This window comes from Bradyrhizobium sp. USDA 4506 (assembly GCF_054058795.1).
Genome location: NZ_JBSSBM010000002.1, coordinates 8,041,918 through 8,059,827 on the forward strand (window position 1 = coordinate 8,041,918; position 17,910 = coordinate 8,059,827).

At 65.8% G+C, this 17,910-nt stretch carries 23 protein-coding genes; 17 read left to right on the forward strand and 6 right to left on the reverse strand.

What is annotated here, in order from left to right:
- Positions 1-330 precede the first annotated feature (330 nt).
- On the forward strand, positions 331-615 hold the full coding sequence (locus tag ACVIHF_RS40005) for a hypothetical protein (protein WP_456793653.1): 285 nt from the start codon (positions 331-333) through the stop codon (positions 613-615).
- A gap of 184 nt (positions 616-799) precedes the next feature.
- Here ACVIHF_RS40005 and ACVIHF_RS40010 read toward each other — a convergent pair whose 3' ends face one another.
- Complete coding sequence (locus ACVIHF_RS40010) at positions 800-1,444, reverse strand: glutathione binding-like protein (RefSeq protein ID WP_456793654.1); 645 nt, start codon at positions 1,442-1,444, stop codon at positions 800-802.
- 93 nt (positions 1,445-1,537) lie between these two features.
- Here ACVIHF_RS40010 and ACVIHF_RS40015 point away from each other — a divergent pair, with 93 nt between their 5' ends.
- Entirely contained in the window at positions 1,538-2,197 is a 660-nt protein-coding gene (locus tag ACVIHF_RS40015) for a TetR/AcrR family transcriptional regulator (RefSeq protein WP_456793655.1), read from the forward strand.
- An 89-nt stretch (positions 2,198-2,286) separates the two neighbouring features.
- A complete protein-coding gene (locus ACVIHF_RS40020) occupies positions 2,287-2,940 on the forward strand; it encodes a dihydrofolate reductase family protein (RefSeq protein WP_456793656.1) in 654 nt (217 codons plus the stop codon).
- A 254-nt stretch (positions 2,941-3,194) separates the two neighbouring features.
- Here ACVIHF_RS40020 and ACVIHF_RS40025 read toward each other — a convergent pair whose 3' ends face one another.
- Positions 3,195-4,160, reverse strand: coding sequence for a 2-hydroxyacid dehydrogenase (locus ACVIHF_RS40025; protein WP_456793657.1), 966 nt, complete (start codon positions 4,158-4,160; stop codon positions 3,195-3,197).
- A gap of 528 nt (positions 4,161-4,688) precedes the next feature.
- Between ACVIHF_RS40025 and ACVIHF_RS40030 the strand changes: the two genes are divergently transcribed.
- The 5 genes from ACVIHF_RS40030 to ACVIHF_RS40050 all read left to right on the forward strand — a co-directional run bounded on the left by ACVIHF_RS40030 (position 4,689) and on the right by ACVIHF_RS40050 (position 8,279).
- Complete coding sequence (locus ACVIHF_RS40030) at positions 4,689-5,057, forward strand: YciI family protein (RefSeq protein WP_456793658.1); 369 nt, start codon at positions 4,689-4,691, stop codon at positions 5,055-5,057.
- Complete coding sequence (locus ACVIHF_RS40035) at positions 5,054-6,331, forward strand: RNA polymerase sigma factor (RefSeq protein WP_456793659.1); 1,278 nt, start codon at positions 5,054-5,056, stop codon at positions 6,329-6,331. Before ACVIHF_RS40030 ends, ACVIHF_RS40035 begins: the two co-directional genes overlap by 4 nt.
- Positions 6,332-6,769: 438 nt before the next feature.
- Positions 6,770-7,180, forward strand: a complete 411-nt coding sequence (locus ACVIHF_RS40040; protein WP_253604509.1) for a DoxX family protein — start codon at positions 6,770-6,772, stop codon at positions 7,178-7,180.
- 33 nt (positions 7,181-7,213) lie between these two features.
- Positions 7,214-7,750, forward strand: coding sequence for an SRPBCC family protein (locus tag ACVIHF_RS40045; protein WP_253604507.1), 537 nt, complete (start codon positions 7,214-7,216; stop codon positions 7,748-7,750).
- A 118-nt stretch (positions 7,751-7,868) separates the two neighbouring features.
- Positions 7,869-8,279: a VOC family protein gene (locus ACVIHF_RS40050; protein ID WP_253604505.1), complete on the forward strand. Its 411-nt coding sequence runs from the start codon at positions 7,869-7,871 to the stop codon at positions 8,277-8,279.
- Between the two features lie 277 nt (positions 8,280-8,556).
- Here the strand turns inward: ACVIHF_RS40050 and ACVIHF_RS40055 are convergent, their stop codons facing one another.
- From ACVIHF_RS40055 to cobT, 3 genes are all read right to left on the reverse strand, one after another.
- A complete protein-coding gene (locus tag ACVIHF_RS40055; RefSeq protein ID WP_057016263.1) occupies positions 8,557-8,979 on the reverse strand; it encodes a S49 family peptidase domain-containing protein in 423 nt (140 codons plus the stop codon).
- A gap of 113 nt (positions 8,980-9,092) precedes the next feature.
- A complete protein-coding gene (locus ACVIHF_RS40060) occupies positions 9,093-9,383 on the reverse strand; it encodes a hypothetical protein (protein WP_016842535.1) in 291 nt (96 codons plus the stop codon).
- Between the two features lie 178 nt (positions 9,384-9,561).
- The gene (cobT, locus tag ACVIHF_RS40065; RefSeq protein WP_456793660.1) at positions 9,562-10,575 is read right to left on the reverse strand and encodes a nicotinate-nucleotide--dimethylbenzimidazole phosphoribosyltransferase; all 1,014 of its coding nucleotides are present in this window, start codon (positions 10,573-10,575) and stop codon (positions 9,562-9,564) included.
- Positions 10,576-10,753: 178 nt separating this feature from the next.
- Between cobT and cobS the strand changes: the two genes are divergently transcribed.
- On the forward strand, positions 10,754-11,506 hold the full coding sequence (gene cobS, locus ACVIHF_RS40070; protein ID WP_456793661.1) for an adenosylcobinamide-GDP ribazoletransferase: 753 nt from the start codon (positions 10,754-10,756) through the stop codon (positions 11,504-11,506).
- 70 nt (positions 11,507-11,576) lie between these two features.
- Positions 11,577-12,143, forward strand: a complete 567-nt coding sequence (locus ACVIHF_RS40075) for a histidine phosphatase family protein (protein WP_456793662.1) — start codon at positions 11,577-11,579, stop codon at positions 12,141-12,143.
- A 209-nt stretch (positions 12,144-12,352) separates the two neighbouring features.
- On the opposite strand, the gene ACVIHF_RS40080 is transcribed toward ACVIHF_RS40075, so the two are convergent.
- Entirely contained in the window at positions 12,353-13,141 is a 789-nt protein-coding gene (locus ACVIHF_RS40080; protein ID WP_456793663.1) for an SDR family NAD(P)-dependent oxidoreductase, read from the reverse strand.
- A gap of 428 nt (positions 13,142-13,569) precedes the next feature.
- On the opposite strand from ACVIHF_RS40080, the gene ACVIHF_RS40085 reads away from it, so the two are divergent.
- The 7 genes from ACVIHF_RS40085 (at position 13,570) to ACVIHF_RS40115 (ending at position 17,904) form a co-directional block, all read left to right on the forward strand.
- Positions 13,570-14,241 carry a glutathione S-transferase family protein gene (locus ACVIHF_RS40085; RefSeq protein WP_456793664.1) on the forward strand — a complete coding sequence of 224 codons (672 nt, stop codon included), beginning with the start codon at positions 13,570-13,572 and terminating at the stop codon, positions 14,239-14,241.
- A 145-nt stretch (positions 14,242-14,386) separates the two neighbouring features.
- Positions 14,387-14,758 carry a nuclear transport factor 2 family protein gene (locus ACVIHF_RS40090; protein ID WP_092087578.1) on the forward strand — a complete coding sequence of 124 codons (372 nt, stop codon included), beginning with the start codon at positions 14,387-14,389 and terminating at the stop codon, positions 14,756-14,758.
- A 134-nt stretch (positions 14,759-14,892) separates the two neighbouring features.
- Positions 14,893-15,309 carry a YciI family protein gene (locus ACVIHF_RS40095; protein ID WP_456793665.1) on the forward strand — a complete coding sequence of 139 codons (417 nt, stop codon included), beginning with the start codon at positions 14,893-14,895 and terminating at the stop codon, positions 15,307-15,309.
- Positions 15,310-15,464: 155 nt separating this feature from the next.
- Positions 15,465-15,890, forward strand: coding sequence for a YciI family protein (locus tag ACVIHF_RS40100; RefSeq protein ID WP_092087574.1), 426 nt, complete (start codon positions 15,465-15,467; stop codon positions 15,888-15,890).
- Between the two features lie 103 nt (positions 15,891-15,993).
- Entirely contained in the window at positions 15,994-16,359 is a 366-nt protein-coding gene (locus ACVIHF_RS40105) for a YciI family protein (RefSeq protein WP_028341377.1), read from the forward strand.
- 190 nt (positions 16,360-16,549) lie between these two features.
- A complete protein-coding gene (locus ACVIHF_RS40110) occupies positions 16,550-17,080 on the forward strand; it encodes a dihydrofolate reductase family protein (protein WP_253604486.1) in 531 nt (176 codons plus the stop codon).
- Between the two features lie 122 nt (positions 17,081-17,202).
- Positions 17,203-17,904 carry a TetR/AcrR family transcriptional regulator gene (locus ACVIHF_RS40115; protein WP_092087570.1) on the forward strand — a complete coding sequence of 234 codons (702 nt, stop codon included), beginning with the start codon at positions 17,203-17,205 and terminating at the stop codon, positions 17,902-17,904.
- Positions 17,905-17,910 lie beyond the last annotated feature (6 nt).

Genomic DNA, 17,910 nt, shown 5'->3' on the forward strand with positions numbered 1-17,910 from the left:
CGATCCCGGATTGCGCTTCGCTCCATCCGGGCTACGGCGCGTTTGTGCCGGCTCGTCGAAAACGATTGCGGGTCTCGATGAGGGTCGGTTTATTCTGGTCCGCGTTGCAACCTCACCGCGTCTATCGGACCTCATTACACGCCAGTTAAACGTTTTGCCGCCGTTGCGCTCGCAGGCTTCCTCCTCGCGACCGTCTTCACAGCCGTTCCCATTCAGCCAAGCGCAGCGAAAGGTAAAATGCGCGGGCCCGAGACATGGGGACCGATCTTCAGGCATCAGGTCGAGAGGTGTTGGCGGAAACCTGTACGCGTCGAAAACGATACCGGGAGCATGAAGGCCGAGTTCGTGATCGAGCTGACGCGAGAGGGCAAGCTGGATGGCCAACCTATCCTGTCTTCGGGGGACAGTTCAGCAACATCAGAGTCGGCTCGGGTCTATCAACAGAGCGCGCTCAGAGCGATTGCTGACTGCCAACCTTACACTTTGCCGGCGGAATACTACCATCAGTGGAAGAAGTTCGTGCCGGTCTTTACTGATACGCCACTCGATCGCGCAGGGAAGCCCATCGGTGGGGAGCTTGATACTCGCAAGCTTTCAATTTGCCGAGGATGCTGACCGCGGCACCCCTTCACCTCGCCCCGCTTGCGGGGAGAGGTCGGATCGCATCGCAAGGTGCGATCCGGGTGAGGGGTACTGGTCTCACCGCATTCGCAACTCGCGGAAGCGGCCCCTCACCCCAACCCTCTCCCCGTAAGAACGGGGAGAGGGAGAGAAGACTGTGCCTCCGTCGTAAGAGGCCTTACGCCGCCGCCTTGTGCCGCGCGATCTCGGCCTTGTAGAGCTCGAACTCCTCCGCGAGCGCCTTCGCGACCGAGGGCCGGGCGCGCAGGCGTTCGTAATAAGCCTTCAGCGCCGGCCATTTCGCGAGCTCGATCGGCGGCGTTGCCATGGTCCAGTTGATGACGGTGACGAGATAGGCGTCGGCGACGCTGAAATGATCGAGCAGATAGTCCCGGCCCTTCAGGTGATCCTCGAGATAGTCGAGCCGCAAGACGTATTTCTCCAGCGCATAGGTCTTGGCTTCCGGCGGCGCCTTCTTGTCGAGCAGCGGCAGGAACAGGCCCTTGTGCAGTTCGGTGCCGATGAAGCACAGCCATTGATGCAGCCTTGAACGCTCGGCGTTCGACGCCGTGCCGATGCCGGCGCGCGGAAACTGGTCGGCGACATATTGCAGGATCGCGGCGTTCTCGGTCAGCACGATGCCATCGTCGGTGCGCAGCGTCGGCACCAGGCCGAGCGGGTTGACCTTGTTGAAGTCGGAGCCGTCGTTGCGCACCGCCTTGGTCTTCGGATCGACCTCGAGATAGTTGGCCGGCTGGCCCGCTTCATAGAGCGCGACGCGGGTCGCCATCGAGCAGGCGAGGGGCGAGAAATAAAGGTCCATGGGTGCCTCCAGTGTCTGGCGCGGGGGTCCGGCCGTTATTGATTTTTGTACTGTCTTGGATAATATTGGTGTCGTCAAGGAATTAAATGCGAAATGGTACAAAAAAATAAGAGGCCGCCAACTGCTGCAAAAATCGCGGGGCCGGTCGCGCCGAAGCGCCGCGGGCGGCCGCGCGCCTATGAGCCCGATGTCGCGCTCGGCAAGGCGCTCGATCTGTTCCGGCGCGACGGCTTCGCCGCGACCTCGCTCGATGATCTGAGCGCTGCGACCGGCATGAACCGGCCGAGCCTTTATGGCGCGTTCGGCGACAAGCGCGAGCTCTACATCAAGAGCTACCAGCGCTATCGCGACGACGCGCGCGCCGCGATGGTCGATATCTTCCGCGCCGACGCGCCGCTGCGCGAGCGGCTCGAGCGCATCTATCGCATCGCGCTCGACATCTATCTCTCCGGCGAGTCCGGCCCGCGCGGTTGCTTCACCGTGATGACGGCGGCGTCCGAGGCGGTGTCGGATCCGGACATCCGCACCATGGTGGTCGAGGGACTGACCGAGCTCGACAAGGCGTTCGGCATCTGCTTCCGCCATGCCAAGGAACGCGGCGAACTGCCTGAGGGGGCCGATCCAGCGGCGCTGGCGCATCTGGCCTCTGCCACCATCCATACCATCGCGATCCGCGCCCGTGCCCGCGTGCCGCGCAAGGAACTCGAGGCGATCGTGAAGGGTGCGATCGACGTGCTGTGCGGGGCGAAATAGCCGTCCAATTTTCTTGCCGGGCAAATGTCGGGCGCTGGCTTTCCCGCCCGTCTTCCGTAAGGTCTCCCCACTCACGGAAGCGGAACATCATGGGAAAAGTCAGGACTTCAGTATTCACGGTCTCGATCGACGGATTTGGCGCGGCGCTGAATCAGAGCCTCGAACATCCGTTCGGCGTCGGCGGCCTGGCGCTGCCCGCGGCCTGGTTCTTCGAGACGCGAACCTTTCGCGCGATGACCGGCCAGGATGGCGGCACCACCGGTCTCGACGACGAGATCGCGCGCAAGTCGATGGAGGGGATCGGCGCCTGGATCCTGGGCCGCAACATGTTCGGCCCGATCCGCGGACCATGGCCGGATCATGCCTGGAAAGGCTGGTGGGGCGACAATCCGCCGTACCACACGCCGGTGTTCGTGCTGACCCATCACGCACGGCCCGACATCGAGATGGAAGGCGGCACCACGTTCCATTTCGTGACCGACGGCATGCTCGCGGCGCTCGAGCGGGCGCGCGCGGTTGCCGGTGACAAGGATATCCGCGTCGGCGGCGGCGTCTCGGTGGTGCGGCAATTCCTGCAGGCGCGTCTGCTCGACGAGCTGCAACTGGTGCTGCCGCCGGTCGTGCTCGGCGCCGGCGAGAGTTTGTTCGCGGGCATTGATCTGCCCGCCCTCGGCTACGCCGTCGTCTCGCATGTCGCGAGCCCGCACGCGACCCACGTCACCTTCGCGCGCAAGGCGTCTTAGTCAGCCGTGCATCTTGTCCGTCGAGCGAAGCGAAGCAATCCATGTCCCCGCGTATACGGTACGATGGATTGCTTCGTCGCTTCAGCGCAAAATTGCTTTGCAATTTTGTCGCGAGCTCCCCGCAATGACGTTCAAGCGGGATTCCGCATCGCCGGTTTCGTAGCCCGGATGGAGCGTAGCGCAATCCGGGAGCGGTTTGTCCGGCGCAAAGAACCCCGGATTTCGCTTCGCTGCATCCGGGCTACGCGCTGGTGTCAATACCCTCGCTTGCGATCGACGAGGTTGTCCAGCGCGCCGCCGGCCTCGAATCGCGCGATCTGCTGCGCGACATATTTCGAGATCTCGTCGGCGTCGGTGTCGGCGGCGTTGTGCGGCGTCAGCACGACCTTCGGGTGGCTCCAGAACGGACTCGCCTCGGGCAGTGGCTCGGTCTCGAAGACGTCGAGCGAGGCGGCGCCCAGCGTGCCGTCATCGAGCGCGCGCAGGATGTCGGCCTCGTTCTGCAAGCCGCCGCGGCCGGCATTGATGATGACGGGCGCGCCGAGCGGGCTCTCGCGGTTCAGCTTCGCGAACGCGTCGCGGTTCAGCACATGCCTTGTATCCGGCGTCATCGGCAGCAGGCAGACCAGGATGTTGGTCTCGCGCAGGAATGCGTCGAGCCCGTCCGCGCCGTGATAGCAGGCGATGCCGTCGATCCGCTTCTCGCTGCGGCTCCAGCCGACGACGCGGAAGCCGAGCGCGCGCAGTGCCTGCGCCGAGGCGGCACCGAGCGTGCCGAGCCCCATGACGCCGACGGTGATCGCGCTCGCCGCCCACTGGTAGTCCGGCGCCCAGCGCTTCACCCGCTGCGACTCCCGCAGATAGAGCTCTTGGCGGTGATGCATCAGCACGTGCAGCACGACATATTCGGTCATGCGGTCGGTGAGATCGGAGACCGCGACACGCACCAGCGGCACGTCGGGCAGCGAGCGATCGGCCATCAGCGCGTCGACCCCGGCGCCGAGATTGAAGATGACGCGCAGGTTCTTGAATGCCGCGAGCTCGCCCGGCTTCGGCTTCCACACCGCGGCGTAATGTACCTCGGCGGGATCGAGCGCGCCGTCCGGCAGCAGCACCACGCGGCGGTCCGGGCAGACCGCGTCGAATCGCGCCTTCCAGCGCGCCGACGACCAGTTTTCCGAGCCGCCATTGATCAGCAGCGCGAGCGCGCCCTTACCCATCCCGATACCTCCAGCATTTATGTGATATAGATCATAGAGCGGGTCTGGCCCGCTCTCATCTCCTGCCATCAACAGGGGAGAACTTCCATGCGCAAACTGATCCTGGTGTCCGCTTTCATCCCCGCCGCCGGCGCCACGGCCCGCGCCCGTGCTCGCAAACGCTGACACGCCGGCTCAGGCGCAACCGACCGTTGCTCCAACGCAGGGCGAGGCCCAGCCGGCCCGATCGCAGGCTCAGGCGCAACTCGTGGAGTCTCCGCGGCAGCAGGCGTCCCGTCCGGTGACGAGGAGCCACGTCCGCCATCGCGAGAGCGATGAAGCCAAGGCGCGCCGGATCGCCGCCCGCTACGGCGTCTATTGGCAACCGCACGTTCATCGCCGCCGCGACAAACGTCCCGTCCCTCGAAGCTCGCCATGGAGCCCCGATCAAAATCCACCGCCAACATCCGGAACCTAAATTTCTTTCGCGCCCCCTGTCGGCAGCAGGCATAATCGTTCGTTCTTGCAATGAACGGAGATGCCTTTTCGATGCTGTACGCCATCCTCTGCTATCATGACGAAGACATGGTCGGTTCCTGGAGCAAGGAACACGACGCCACCGTCATGCAGAAACTGTCCGTCGTGCAGGACAAGCTCGCCAAGCAGGGCAAGCTCGGCCCGGTGGCGCGGCTGTTGCCGACCACCGCGGCGACCACGCTGCGCAAGGAAAATCCGCCGCTGGTGCTGGACGGCCCGTTCGCCGAAACCAAGGAACAGCTGCTCGGCTTCTATCTGGTCGAGGGCAAGAACCTCGACGAGGTGCTCGACATCGCGCGCGACCTCGGCGAGGCCAATCCCGGCGGCACCTATGAGATCCGCCCGGTCGGCTACTTCAATCAGGGAGGTACCAAGGCGTGAGCGTGACCGACACCGCCTGGATCGATGCTGCGTTGACGTCCGCGCGTCCCCAGGCGGTCGGCGCCCTGCTGCGCTATTTCCGCAATCTCGACACCGCCGAGGAGGCGTTCCAGAACGCCTGCCTGCGGGCGCTCAAGAGCTGGCCGCAGAACGGCCCGCCGCGCGATCCCGCGGCGTGGCTGATCATGGTCGGCCGCAACGTCGCGATCGACGAGGTCCGCCGCAACAAGAAGCAGCAGCCGCTGCCCGACGACGACCAGGCGATCTCCGACCTCGACGACGCCGAGGACGAGATCGCCGAACGGCTCGACGGCTCGCATTACCGCGACGACATCCTGCGGCTGCTGTTCATCTGCTGTCACAAGGATCTGCCGGCGACGCAGCAGATCGCGCTCGCGCTGCGCATCGTCTCAGGTCTTACGGTGAAGCAGATCGCGCGCGCCTTCCTGGTCTCGGAAGCGGCGATGGAGCAGCGCATCACGCGAGCCAAGGCGCGCGTCGCCGATGCCAACGTGCCGTTCGAGACGCCTGGCGCGGTCGAGCGCAGCGAGCGGCTCGCCTCGGTCGCGGCGATGATCTATCTGATCTTCAACGAGGGCTATTCGGCGAGCGGCGACACCGCCGAAATCCGCGCGCCGCTGTGCGAGGAGGCGATTCGCCTCGCCCGCCTGCTGCTGCGGCTGTTCCAGAGCGAGCCCGAGATCATGGGGCTGACGGCGCTGCTGTTGTTGCAGCATGCCCGCGCCGAGGCGCGCTTCGACGCCGATGGCCAGGTGATCCTGCTCGACGACCAGGACCGCAGGCTGTGGAATCAGAAGCAGATCGCCGAGGGCCTCGCGCTGATCGACAAGGCGATGCGCCACCGCCGCAGCGGGCCCTATCAGGTGCAGGCGGCGATCGCGGCGCTGCATGCCCGCGCGGAAAAGCCCGAGGATACCGACTGGACCCAGATCGACCTGCTGTACGGCGCGCTCGAGGTCATGCAGCCGTCGCCGGTGATCACGCTCAACCGCGCCGTTGCGGTCTCCAAGGTAAAGGGGCCGGAAGCCGCGCTCGAGATGATCGAGCCCTTGGCGCCGCGGCTTGCCAACTACTTCCACTATTTCGGCGTCCGCGGCGCCTTCCTGATGCAGCTCGGCCGCAACGAGGACGCCCGCATCGCCTTCGACCGCGCCATCGCGCTCGCCAACACCACCGCCGAAGCCGCCCATATCCGCATGCACATCGACCGCCTGATGCGCGACAGCCAGCCGCGCAACGCGAAGGCGAAGTAGCGGTCAGCAACAGCGCACCGGCATACTCGCTGCACCTCCCCCGCAAGCGCAGGGCTATCGCATATGGCTGTCGGCCATGACGACGTGGAAACGTCGCTTGCAGAAGCGCGCGAATGCCATATGCCCGCCGGGGGCGAGCGTGCGTCTGGGTGATTTCGGAATATTGGAAAACTATCCCTGAGTTGCCCGACGTGTCAAGTAGCCCGGTCGGACGCCGGCCGCCGCCGGCTACTTTGCATGGGGTTGTTTTCGATATTTTGGCAACGCGCCTCCCCCGCGAGCGTCCCGCAAGCGGGAGAGGGAGCTCAATCCCGTCGCGGCTCTCAATCGACTCTACCTGACAGCGCTTCCGAAAAAATCTTCGCCCGCCTTGTCGGCCGCGTACTCCGCCGTTCGTCATGAAGGCAGAGACCATCACCAAGCGTTACGGAGCCTGTCATGCCGACGATCGTCGACACCGAAGTCTCAAAGCCCGCCCGCATCGCCGGCCGCGTCATGAGCGGCGTGGTCGTCCTGTTCCTGCTGTTCGACGGCGCGATCAAGCTGGTGCCGTTGTCGGTCGTCACCGAGACCATGGACAGGATGGGCTTCGGCGCGAGCGATGCGCTGGCGCGCAGCCTCGGCATCATCACCATCGTCTGCACGCTGCTCTACTCGGTGCCGCCGACCTCGATCCTCGGCGCCATCCTGCTCACCGGCTATCTCGGCGGCGCGATCGCATCGCATGTGCGGATCGGCAGCCCGCTGTTCACCCACACGCTGTTCGGGCTCTATCTCGGCCTGATGCTGTGGGGCGGGCTCTATCTGCGCGACGGCAATCTGCGCGCAATGCTTCCATTTCGCCGGTGAGATATTGTTCAATTCATCCCTGTGGAGACTGTCATGTTCGAGACCATTGCCATCATCGCGATTGTCCTCGGCGTCGCGATCGCCGTCATCCTCATCCTCGCGGCGACCAAGCCGGGCACGCTCCGCGTCACGCGTGCGATCAGCATCAACGCGCCGGCCGAGCGGATATTTCCATTGATCGACGATTTCCATCAGTGGACGCTCTGGTCGCCCTACGAGAACCGGGATCCGGCCATGAAGCGGATCTATAGCGGTGCCGGGCGCGGGCAGGGTGCGGCCTATGCCTGGGACGGCAACAAGAATGTCGGCGCCGGCCGCATGGAGATCCTGCAATCCTCCGCGCCGTCGAAGATCGTCATCAAGCTCGACTTCATCAAGCCGTTCGAAGGCCACAACACCGCCGAGTTCACAATGCTGCCGCAGGGAAATGCGACCAGCGTCACATGGACCATGTATGGTCCGGCCGTCTTCATGTCGAAGGTGATGCAGGTGTTCATGAACCTGGATCGCATGATCGGCAGGGATTTCGAGGTCGGTCTCGCCAATCTGAAGAAACTGACTGAGAAGTAGCGCGTTTTCGAGCGAGGTGGTTACCTGTTCGTGTCGGGAAAACGCGTCAAGGTAACAATCCAGAGCCCTCGTTCCGATACCATCGGGACGAGGCTCGAATGACCCAAGGGAGCATGCGATGCAGGTCAACCCCTATCTCTCCTACGACGGCAATTGCGGCGCCGCGCTGAAATTCTACGAGAAGGTTCTCGGCGCCCGGATCGAGGAAACTTTTCCCTATGGCGAGGGCAGTGCGGAGATGCAGACGCCGCCCGGCTGGAAAGACAAGATCATGCACGCCCGCCTCGCGATCGACGGCGAGATCATCATGGCCTCCGACGCCCCGCCCGGCCACTTCCAGAAGCCGCAGGGCTTCCACGTCGCGTTGCAGGTCGAGGATCCCGCGGAAGCCGAACGCCGCTTCAAGGCGCTGTCCGAGGGCGGCACGGTGACGATGCCGTTCGGCAAGACCTTCTTCTCCAACGGCTTCGGCATGTGCGTCGATCAGTTCGGCATCCCCTGGATGGTGAACTGCCCGCAGGGGATGTAGGCTGGCGGCTTATTCCGCCGAGCTCATTCCCTACCCGTCATGCTGAGGAGGCCGCGTAGCGGCCGTCTCGAAGCACGACGGCCCGGCTGTGGCCGTGCATCCTTCGAGGCTCGCCCAGCGGTGCAAGTGCACCGCAAGGCTCGCACCTCAGGATGACGGGATGGGAGCCGTAGCCCGGATGGAGCGCAGCGAAATCCGGGGCACCCAATCCGCGCCGGCAGTCCCCCGGATTGCGCTTCGCTTCATCCGGGCTACGACACTTTACAGGCTGCAAATCTCACCTGCACCGCGGATAGATCGCCGCGAGCTCGCGGCCGCGCAACAATAGCAGGCGCGAGGTCAGGCCGCCGCGGCGGGCGATCCAGCCGCGCACCGGTGCCGGATAGGCTTGCAGCACCGCCACGGACGCTTCCGGCTCTGCATAGGTGCGGCCGCGCTGGTCGATCGAGCGCGCGGCGTGGAAGCCGAGCACGGCGCGCCGCGTCACGCAGATGCGGTCGCCCGGCACCATCGAGAGCACCAGGGTGCAGGCCGACAGGCAGGGCCCGTCGATCACGACGCGCTCGCCCGATTCGCGCACCTTGTCGAACAGCTCGATGAACGGGCCGACCTGCCCGCCGGGGCTGGCGAGGATACGAACATCGGCTTGCGCGCAGCTAACCGTTGCGCAGAGAGCTGCCGCCGCGACAAGTATTTTCATGCGCGCAATCCCTGCCACGATGCGATCGAGGTGCCGCCGCATCTCAAGCCGGAAGGCTCGCGCCGGAATGGGGCATCGTCAAGACCGATGTCCCGGTCGCGACAGCAGGTGGCTCAGGCCGCGCGGTTCTTGAGCGCCCCCACGATCGCAGTGAGCACGGCGCCGGCAACGCCGCCGCCGGCGACCTGGCCGATAATGCTGCCGATGTCAGGCGTCGCGCCGGAATTGGCGAGCAGCGGGATCAGCATGCCCAGAAGCTGTCCGCCCGCGCCGCCACCGATGGCGCCTGCGATGGTGTTACCGAGCGTGCCGAGATCGATGTTCTTGGCCGCTCCCGCCGCGACATTGCCGCCGACGGCTCCGCTGATGACCTGAATGATCAGATTGATGAGAACGCCCGACATGAGGTGATTTCTCCCCGGTATCTGGTTCAGCACGGCTGAGACGCCGGCCGGCGTCGCACCGGCGCGAAGGTTAGGCCGCCAGCGCGCAGAGGTCATGCTGCACACGCGAAGATTGTCGACCCGCGCCGACGCTATGCACCGGCTTTTTTGAGGGAACCCTCCGGCTCTCCCGGGAGCCTCAGTCCGCGCCGGAGACGCCGGCCTCGGCAAAGGTCGCCATGCCGCCATGACAGGCGAGCGCCGCGCGCAACAGCAGGATCGCAACCCCCGCGCCGGAGCCTTCGCCGAGCCGCATGTTAAGGTCGAGCAAGGGGGCGAGCTCGAGCTCGCGCAGCAATTCGCGGTGGCCGAGCTCGGCCGACACATGTCCGGCGCGGCAATGCGTGAGGCTATCGGGCGCAAGCCGCGCCAGCGGCAGCACCGCCGCTGTCGCCACGAAGCCGTCGAGCAGCACCGGAATGCCGCGTGCGCGCGCTGCCAGCACGGCCCCCGCGATCGCCGCGAGCTCGCGTCCGCCGAGCGACATCGCGGTGACGAGCGGATCGTCGATCACGCCGCGATGCAGCTTGAGCGCCGCATCGATCGTGGTGCGCTTGCGTATCAGCCCGGCATCGTCGACGCCGGTGCCACGGCCGGCCCAGCGCACGCCGCGCCCGCCCATCAATGCCGCGCACAGCGTCGCGGCGACCGTGGTGTTGGCGATGCCCATCTCGCCGACCACGAGCAGATCGCATTGCTCGGGCACCGTGCGCCAGCCGGTATCGAGCGCGACGAGGAAATCGGCAGCGTCCATCGCCGGTCCGGTCGTGAAATCGCGGGTCGGGCGCGCGAGCTCGAGCGGCTCGACGCACAACTCCGCACCGGCAAGCTTGGCGATCTGGTTGATCGCAGCGCCGCCGGCGGCGAAGTTCGCCACCATCTGCGCGGTGACCTCGGAGGGATAGGCTGAGACGCCGCGCTCGGCGATGCCGTGATTGCCGGCGAACACGGCGATCGTGACGTGGTCGAGCCGGGGCAGCTCGCGCCGCTGCCAGCGCGCCAGCCAGATCGCAACCTCCTCCAGGCGGCCGAGGCTTCCCGGCGGCTTGGTCAGGTTCCGCTGGCGCTGCGTGGCGGCCGCGGCACTGGCCTCGTCGCCCTGCGGCAGGTCGCGACAAAAGCCGCGGATGTCGTCTAGAGTACTGAACTGCATGCGATTCCCTCGTCGAGCGGGCCGCAAGCTAATGCATGATCCGGAAACGTGTGAAGCGGTTTTCCCTCGCGACAAATGCGTAGCATTTGCGCGGAGATCATGCCCTAACAGGAAGCTAAAGCGCGATGAGATCGAGCCCGATCTCGTCGCGCTTTAGCCCAATTTCCAGGCCTTCACCATGAATCAATGGCTCGACGATCTCCGGACCGCGACGGCCTTCCTGACCCGCCTGCCGATGCCGCATCCGGACGGCGCGCGGACGGAGAGCTTTGCGCGGGCGCAGCGGCTGTTTCCCCTGGTCGGGGCCGCTATCGGGGCGGCGATCGGCCTGTTTTGCCTGCTGCTGCGGGCGATCGGTGTGCCGGATCTCGCCGCCGCGGCGCTCGCGCTCGGCGGCGGTGCGCTGCTCACCGGCGCGCTGCATGAGGACGGGCTCGCCGATGTCGCCGACGGGTTCGGCGGCGGCCGCGATGTCGCGACCAAGCTTGAGATCATGCGTGACAGCCGGCTCGGCACTTACGGCGCGCTGGCGCTGCTGGTGAGCTTTGCCGCCAAGCTCGCGGCGCTGGCTGCACTTCCGAACGGATTTGTGGTGCAGAGCCTGATATCTGCGCACGCGCTGGGCCGCGGCGTGCTGCCATGGATCGCGATCAGCCTGCCCTATGCGCGCAAGGACGGGCTCGCCGCCAATGCCGGTAGGCCCGATGGGACAATTGCCGTGGTCGCGGCCGGCCTGGCGCTGCTGATCGCAGTCCTCGCCTTGCCGTTCGGCAGCGCGCTGCTGGCGGCGATCGCGGCCGGTGCGAGCGCACTGGTCATGGTGCTCGCGGCAAAGCGGCAGATCGGCGGCCAGACCGGCGATGTGCTCGGCGGCGCCGAGCAGGTCGCGGAGACCGCGATTCTGGTGTTGCTTGCGGCGCGGTTAGGTTAGGGCGTTTTCGAGCGAAGTGGATACCGGTTCGCGTGAAGAGAACGCGTCAAAATGAAAGCGTGGGCGGAACATGGATCGCGAAACGCGTCTCTGGCTAATCCGTCATGCGCCGGTGGACGGTCCGCGCGGCGTGATCCACGCGCCGGATGCGCCCGCCGACCTCAGCGATGCCGCGGCATTCGCGTCGTTGCAGGCGAGGCTGCCGGCTTACGCTCTCGCGGTCTGCAGTCCGGCGCGGCGCACTCGCGAGACCGCAGCAAAGCTCGGCCTGACGGCAGCGGAGGACGACACCTTTCGCGAGCAGGATTTTGGCGATTGGACCGGCCGGCGCCATAGCGAGATCGAAGCCGAGCTCGGCGCAGCCTATCGCGCGTTCTGGCAATCGCCGGGCAACAACCGGCCGCCGCGCGGCGAAAGCTTTGCCGATCAGATCGCGCGGGCGCGGGCAGGGCTCGCGCGTCTGCCGGCCGGCGACGTCGTACTGGTCGTGCATTCCGGCACCATTCGCGCGATCCTTGCGATCGCGCTCGAGCTTGCCCCGGAGCTCGCGCTGCGCTTCGTCATCGATCCACTGTCATTGACGCGGATCGACCGGCTGCCGAATGCCTGGCGCGTGGTCTCGGTGAACGAGCGCTGATAGCGCAGTGACTCTGCTTTACCTCGCCCCGCGTGCGGGGAGAGGTCGGAACGCATCGACAGATGCGTTCCGGGCGAGGGGGAGTCTCCGCGAGACTAACTGGTACTGCGCGCGCGGAGAGGGCCCCTCACCCCAACCCTCTCCCCGTAAGAACGGGGCGAGGGAGTGCAGTCCCGTCGCGGTGTGACATTAGTTCGTTCGATCAACCGTTACCCGTTCCGTCGCGCGCCGCGCAGGGTCGGCAGGCCGATGCCGGTGGCGTCGAAGCCGCCGTCGACGGCGAGGATCTGGCCGGTGATGTAACTGGCGCGATCCGAGCACAGGAAGAAGATCGCTTCCGCCAGCTCCTCCTCCAGCCCATAGCGGTTGAGCGGGATGGCGTCGTGATAGTCGGCGCGGATCTCCGGCGTGTGGACGGCCTTGGCCATCGCGGTCTCGACCGGCCCGGGCGCGACGCCGTTGACGCGGATGCCAAGCGAGGCGAGCTCGACCGCGAGCTGCTTGGTGAGATGCGCAAGGCCGGCCTTGCTGGTGCCGTAGGCCGAGCGCAGCGTCGAGGCGCGCACCGCCGAGATCGAGGTGATGTTGACGATCGCACCGCCGCCATGCTCGCGCATCACAGGCGCGGCCGCCTTGGTGCACAGGAACGGGCCGGTGAGGTTGACCGCCATGATCCGGCTCCAGTCGGCGTCCGAGGTCTCCAGCACCGGCGTGAACACGGCAATGCCGGCATTGTTGACCAGCGCGTCGAGCCGGCCGAAGCGGTCCGTGATCGCAGAGATCGCGGCTGCCACGCCAGCGGCGTCCGATACGTCGCAGGTGAGCGCCAGCGTGTCGTCGGGCCGCTTCAGCGCCGCGACCGCCGCGCGCAGCAATTCGCCCTCGATGTCGAGCAGCACGACGCGCCAGCCGTCGGCGAGAAAGCGTTTCGCCGCGGCAAGCCCGATGCCACGCGCGGCGCCGGTCACGAGTGCGACTTTGGGGGAAGCGGGATTCATCGGATGGTCCATCGGTTCGGGCAAGAAATCCCGACCGTCTGCGACCTTTACCTGGTGATGTCAACCTGAGAGGCGCTCAACCGGCTCGGCCGTCATTGCGAGGAGCGATAGCGACGAAACAATCCATTCTTCCCGTGTGGCGAGGTGGATTGCTTCGCGGAGCCTGTCATCGGGCGCGCTTTCGCGCGACCCGTTGGCTCGCAATGACATGGGTGCGTCGGCCGTTCTATACTCTTTCAGCATGGGAACAAGGCGCGTCTCGCGTCCTCGATGAATGTGCGTCGCGTTCGATGCTTGGGTCTCCACGCCCGCCGACCGCAATAAGTATCCATACGAAAAGTATCCATACGAAAAAAATCGCCGCACGAGATGTCGGAAGGGCGGTCCCGGGCTCGTCCTCCGGTCACTCATTCCATGATGGAGTTCCGATGTCGCTTACCCTGCATTACCACCCGCTGTCCTCGTTCTGCTGGAAGGCGCTGATTGCGCTCTACGAGAACGGCACGCCGTTCACGCCGAACATGGTCAATCTCGGCGATCCTGCCGAGCGCGCGGCGCTGCTCGCGCTGTCGCCGATCGGCCGCTTTCCCGTGCTCCGCGACGAGACGCGGGGCGAGACGGTGCCGGAATCGAGCATCGTCATCGAATATCTCGACCGGCATTATCCCGGTGCCGTCAGGCTGATCCCCGAGGATCCGGACCTCGCGCTGCAGACCCGGCTGCGTGATCGTTTCCTCGATCTCTATGTCCACCTGCCGATGCAGAAGGTCGTCGGCGACCGGCTGCGGCCTGCGGACAGCAAGGATCCGCATGGCGTCGCCGAGGCGCGGGCGCAACTCCGCACCTCCTATGCGATCCTGGATCAGCAACTGATCCTGAATCAGCAACGCGCGCGTGGCGGCTGGATGATGGGCGAGCATTTCTCGTTGGCCGATTGCGCCGCCGCGCCGACGATGTTCTACGGCAACAAGGTCGAGCCGTTCGGAGATGGCCATCGGCATCTGGCCGCCTATCTCGAGCGGCTGACGGCGCGGCCGTCCTTCGCGCGCGTGCTGAAGAAGGCCGAGCCCTATTTCGGCATGTTCCCGCGGGAAACTTGACGCCAGCCGGCCTCCGACCCGGTTCCAAAAAATAAATCGTGGCGGGATGTCGCTTTCGCGCCGCCCCGTTCGTCATCTCCCTGTGGCCCGGGTTTCCGGAGCGCTGGTCGCTCCGGAGGCCCGGGCAATACGTGTGGGAGACGACATGGCTGCAGCTGGCAACAGGGCGGAGATCATCCGCTCCCTCTTCGCCGCCTACCTCGCCAATGACCGCGCGAGCGTCGAGGCGGCGTTCGCGGAGGATTTTCGCTTCTCGACGCCCTATGGCGAGAACATCGACAAGCCGACCTATTTCGCCCAGTGCTGGCGCGACTCCGGCTGGATCGGCCGCCACGAGATCGAGCGCATCATGGTCGACGGCGTCGAAGCCTTCGTCACCTATCGCTGCGTCGCCCGCGACGGCAAGAGCTTTCGCAACACCGAGTTCTTCGTGTTCGACGGCGACAAGGTGTCGCGCATCGACGTCTATTTCGGCCCGTCGCACCAGGACGGCGAACTTGTCAGGCAGGACCGCTGAGGGCTGTGGCGCGCGATGCAATGACCTCCGAAATAATTTCGCTTGGCCTGTCGGCGTGGCAAGCCCCGCGTCGTCCTTGAGACGAGCACCGGAGATACCGGCAAGGCAGCTGAACAAGACAACGGAGCAGGACAATGAAGTTCATGGTGATCGTGAAGGCGAACAGGGACACCGAGGCCGGCGTGATGCCGAGCACCGAGCTGCTCGCGGCGATGGGCAAGTTCAACGAGGAGATGGTCAAGGCCGGCGTGATGCAGGCCGGCGAGGGGCTGCATCCGACCAGCAAGGGTGCCCGCGTCAAATATGCCGGCGGGCAGAGCACGGTGTCGCGCGGCCCGTTCGGCCTGAGCAGCGATCCGGTCGCCGGCTTCTGGCTGATCGAGACCAAGTCGCTCGACGAAGCGATCGACTGGATGAAGCGCGCGCCGTTCGACGGCGGCTCCGAGATCGAAATCCGCCAGGTGTTTGCCGCGGAGGATTTCGGCGAGGCGCTGACGCCCGAGCTGCGCGAGCGGGGAGAGCGCCTGCGCGCGCAGGTGGGCAAGAAATGACACCCGACGTCATTCCGCGATATCGCACCGGCGATGCGCCCGGAATACATGATCATCGTCGCAAGTCGTGGATTCCGGGCCGGCGCCGCGTGGGGCTTCCCGGCATGACGAGGGTGAAGATTGCGAGTGATTCAACAGGCAAGGAAATCCGACCAATGCGTTTCATGATGCTGATGATCCCGCTCGGCTACGAGTCCGCGCCGGCCAAGCTCGAGCTCGACCCCGAACGGGTCGCCGCGATGATGCGGTACAATCAGGCGCTGAAGGACGCCGGCGTGCTGATCACGCTGGAAGGCCTGCATCCGCCGGCTGCCGGCGCGCGCGTCAAGTTCGACACCGGCGTGCCGGTCGTGATCGACGGCCCGTTCACCGAGGCCAAGGAAGTGATCGGCGGCTTCTGGATGATCGAGGTCGCCTCGCGCGCCGAGGCCATCGAATGGGCCAGCAAGTGCCCGGCCACCGCCAACGAGATGATCGAGATCCGCCAGGTGCAGGAGATGGCAGATTTCTCCGAAGAGGTGCAGCAGGCCGCCGCGACCTTCGAGCATCCGCAGGGCGGCTGGGGCAAGGCGCTGCGCTGACACCGCATGATCCGGCCTTGCAACACGTAGCGATGCCGCCGCACGGCGTCATCGCGTCAGCAAACGATCGTCAAACCAGCAACGACTACAATGGAGATGCAAGATGAGCACCAACACCTTTCTCGCGGTCTATCTCGGCGGCGGCAGCACCGGCTCGCGGATGGCAGCCTGGAATGCGCTGCCCGAGGCGGAACGGCGTGCCAAGGAGCAGCAGGGCATGGCGGCCTGGGGCGCCTGGGTCGAGAAGCACCATGACGTGATCGTCGAGATGGGCGGACCGCTCGGCAAGACCAAGAAGGTTGGGCAGGGCGGCGTCACCGACATCGCCAATCTGATGACCGGCTTCACCGTGGTGCGCGCGCCCTCGCATGAGGCAGCGGCAAAGCTGTTCGAGAACCACCCGCATTTTTCGATCTTCCCAGGCGAAGCCGTGGAGATCATGCCGGTGCTGCCGATCCCGGGCCGATAGGCAATCGTTTTGGCCCATGGGCTCCCTGAACCTCTCCCGCTCGCGGGGGAGGTCGTCGCGCGCAGGCGGATGGAGGCCCTCTCCACTGTGTAACTCGCGGAGAGGGCCTCCGCTCGCCAGCGGCCGACTTCGTGTCCAGGTCACACCGGCCCGAGCAAATCTGAAAGCCCTGGAGTGGAGGTCTTGCGCCATGGCGAAGCTTGTCTTCGGACTGAACCAGTCGCTCGACGGCTATGTCGATCATCAGGCGATGGTGCCGGACACCGGGCTCTTTCGTCATTTCATCGAGCAGGTGCGCAGCGTGGCCGGCATGTTGTACGGCCGCCGCATGTACGAGGTGATGCGCTATTGGGACGACGACCTTCCTGATTGGGATGCAGAGGAGCGCGACTATGCGGCAGTGTGGCGGAGACGGCCAAAGTGGGTCGTGTCGCGCTCGCTGAAATCCGTCGGACCCAACGCGACACTTGTCGAGGGGGACGTTGAGGCGGCGGTGCGCGGGCTGAAGGCCCGGCTCGACGGGGAGATCGAAGTCGCCGGGCCGGACCTGGCGGGGAGTCTGACCGAGCTTGGCCTGATTGACGAGTATCGACTGTACCTCCGGCCCATCGTGCTCGGGCGCGGCAAGCCATTCTTCGTCGGGCCCCGCGCGCCGCTCCGCCTGGTGGCAAGCGACCGGATAGGCGAAAACACGATCAGGTTGACCTACGTCCCCGCCTAGTCATGCAACGTGCCTGACGGCGTTGCGCGGAAGCCCCCCGACTGACTGGTCCGTTAATCTTGATTGACGCGCCGCCGCCCCGCTAGTGACCTTTACCGCCAGCTCATGTAAAAGCCGTTCACATGAGCTGGCGCAAGGACCAAGGCCGCGCCGAGCGCGGTTATCATCACGGCAATCTCAAAGAGGCGTTGCTGCAGGCCGCACTCGACCTGATCTCGAAGAAGGGGCCGGCCGGCTTCACCTTCGCCGATGCCGCGCGGATGGCCGGCGTCAGCCCGGCCGCGCCGTACCGCCACTTCCGCGACCGCGACGAGTTGATCGCCAGCATCGCGCAGCGCGGTTTCGAGCAGTTCGAATCGCTGTTGACGCAGGCCTGGGACGACGGCCGCCCCGACACTGTCACGGCGTTCGAGCGGGTCGGCAAGGCCTATCTCGCCTTCGCCCGCGAGGAGCCCGCGTTCTATTCCGCGATGTTCGAATCCGGCCTACCGGTCGATTCCAATCCGACCTTGATGGCCGCAAGCGAGCGCGCCTTCGCGATCATCCGCGCCGCTGCCGAACGGCTTGCGGCACTGGCGCCGCCCGGCATGCCGCGTCCGCCGGCGATGATGATGGCGCTGCACATCTGGGCGATGTCGCACGGCGTCGCCTCGCTGTTCGGCCGCGGCGATGCCGCGCGGCGCAAGCTGCCGATGTCGCCGGAGGATCTGCTCGAGGCCGAAGTGCTGATCTATCTGCGCGGCCTCGGCTTCCCGACCGACCGCCGGCCTGGAACCGCGGCCGCCGACGACAAGCCGGCCGGTCCGTGGGGCAAGCCGAAATAAGGTTCA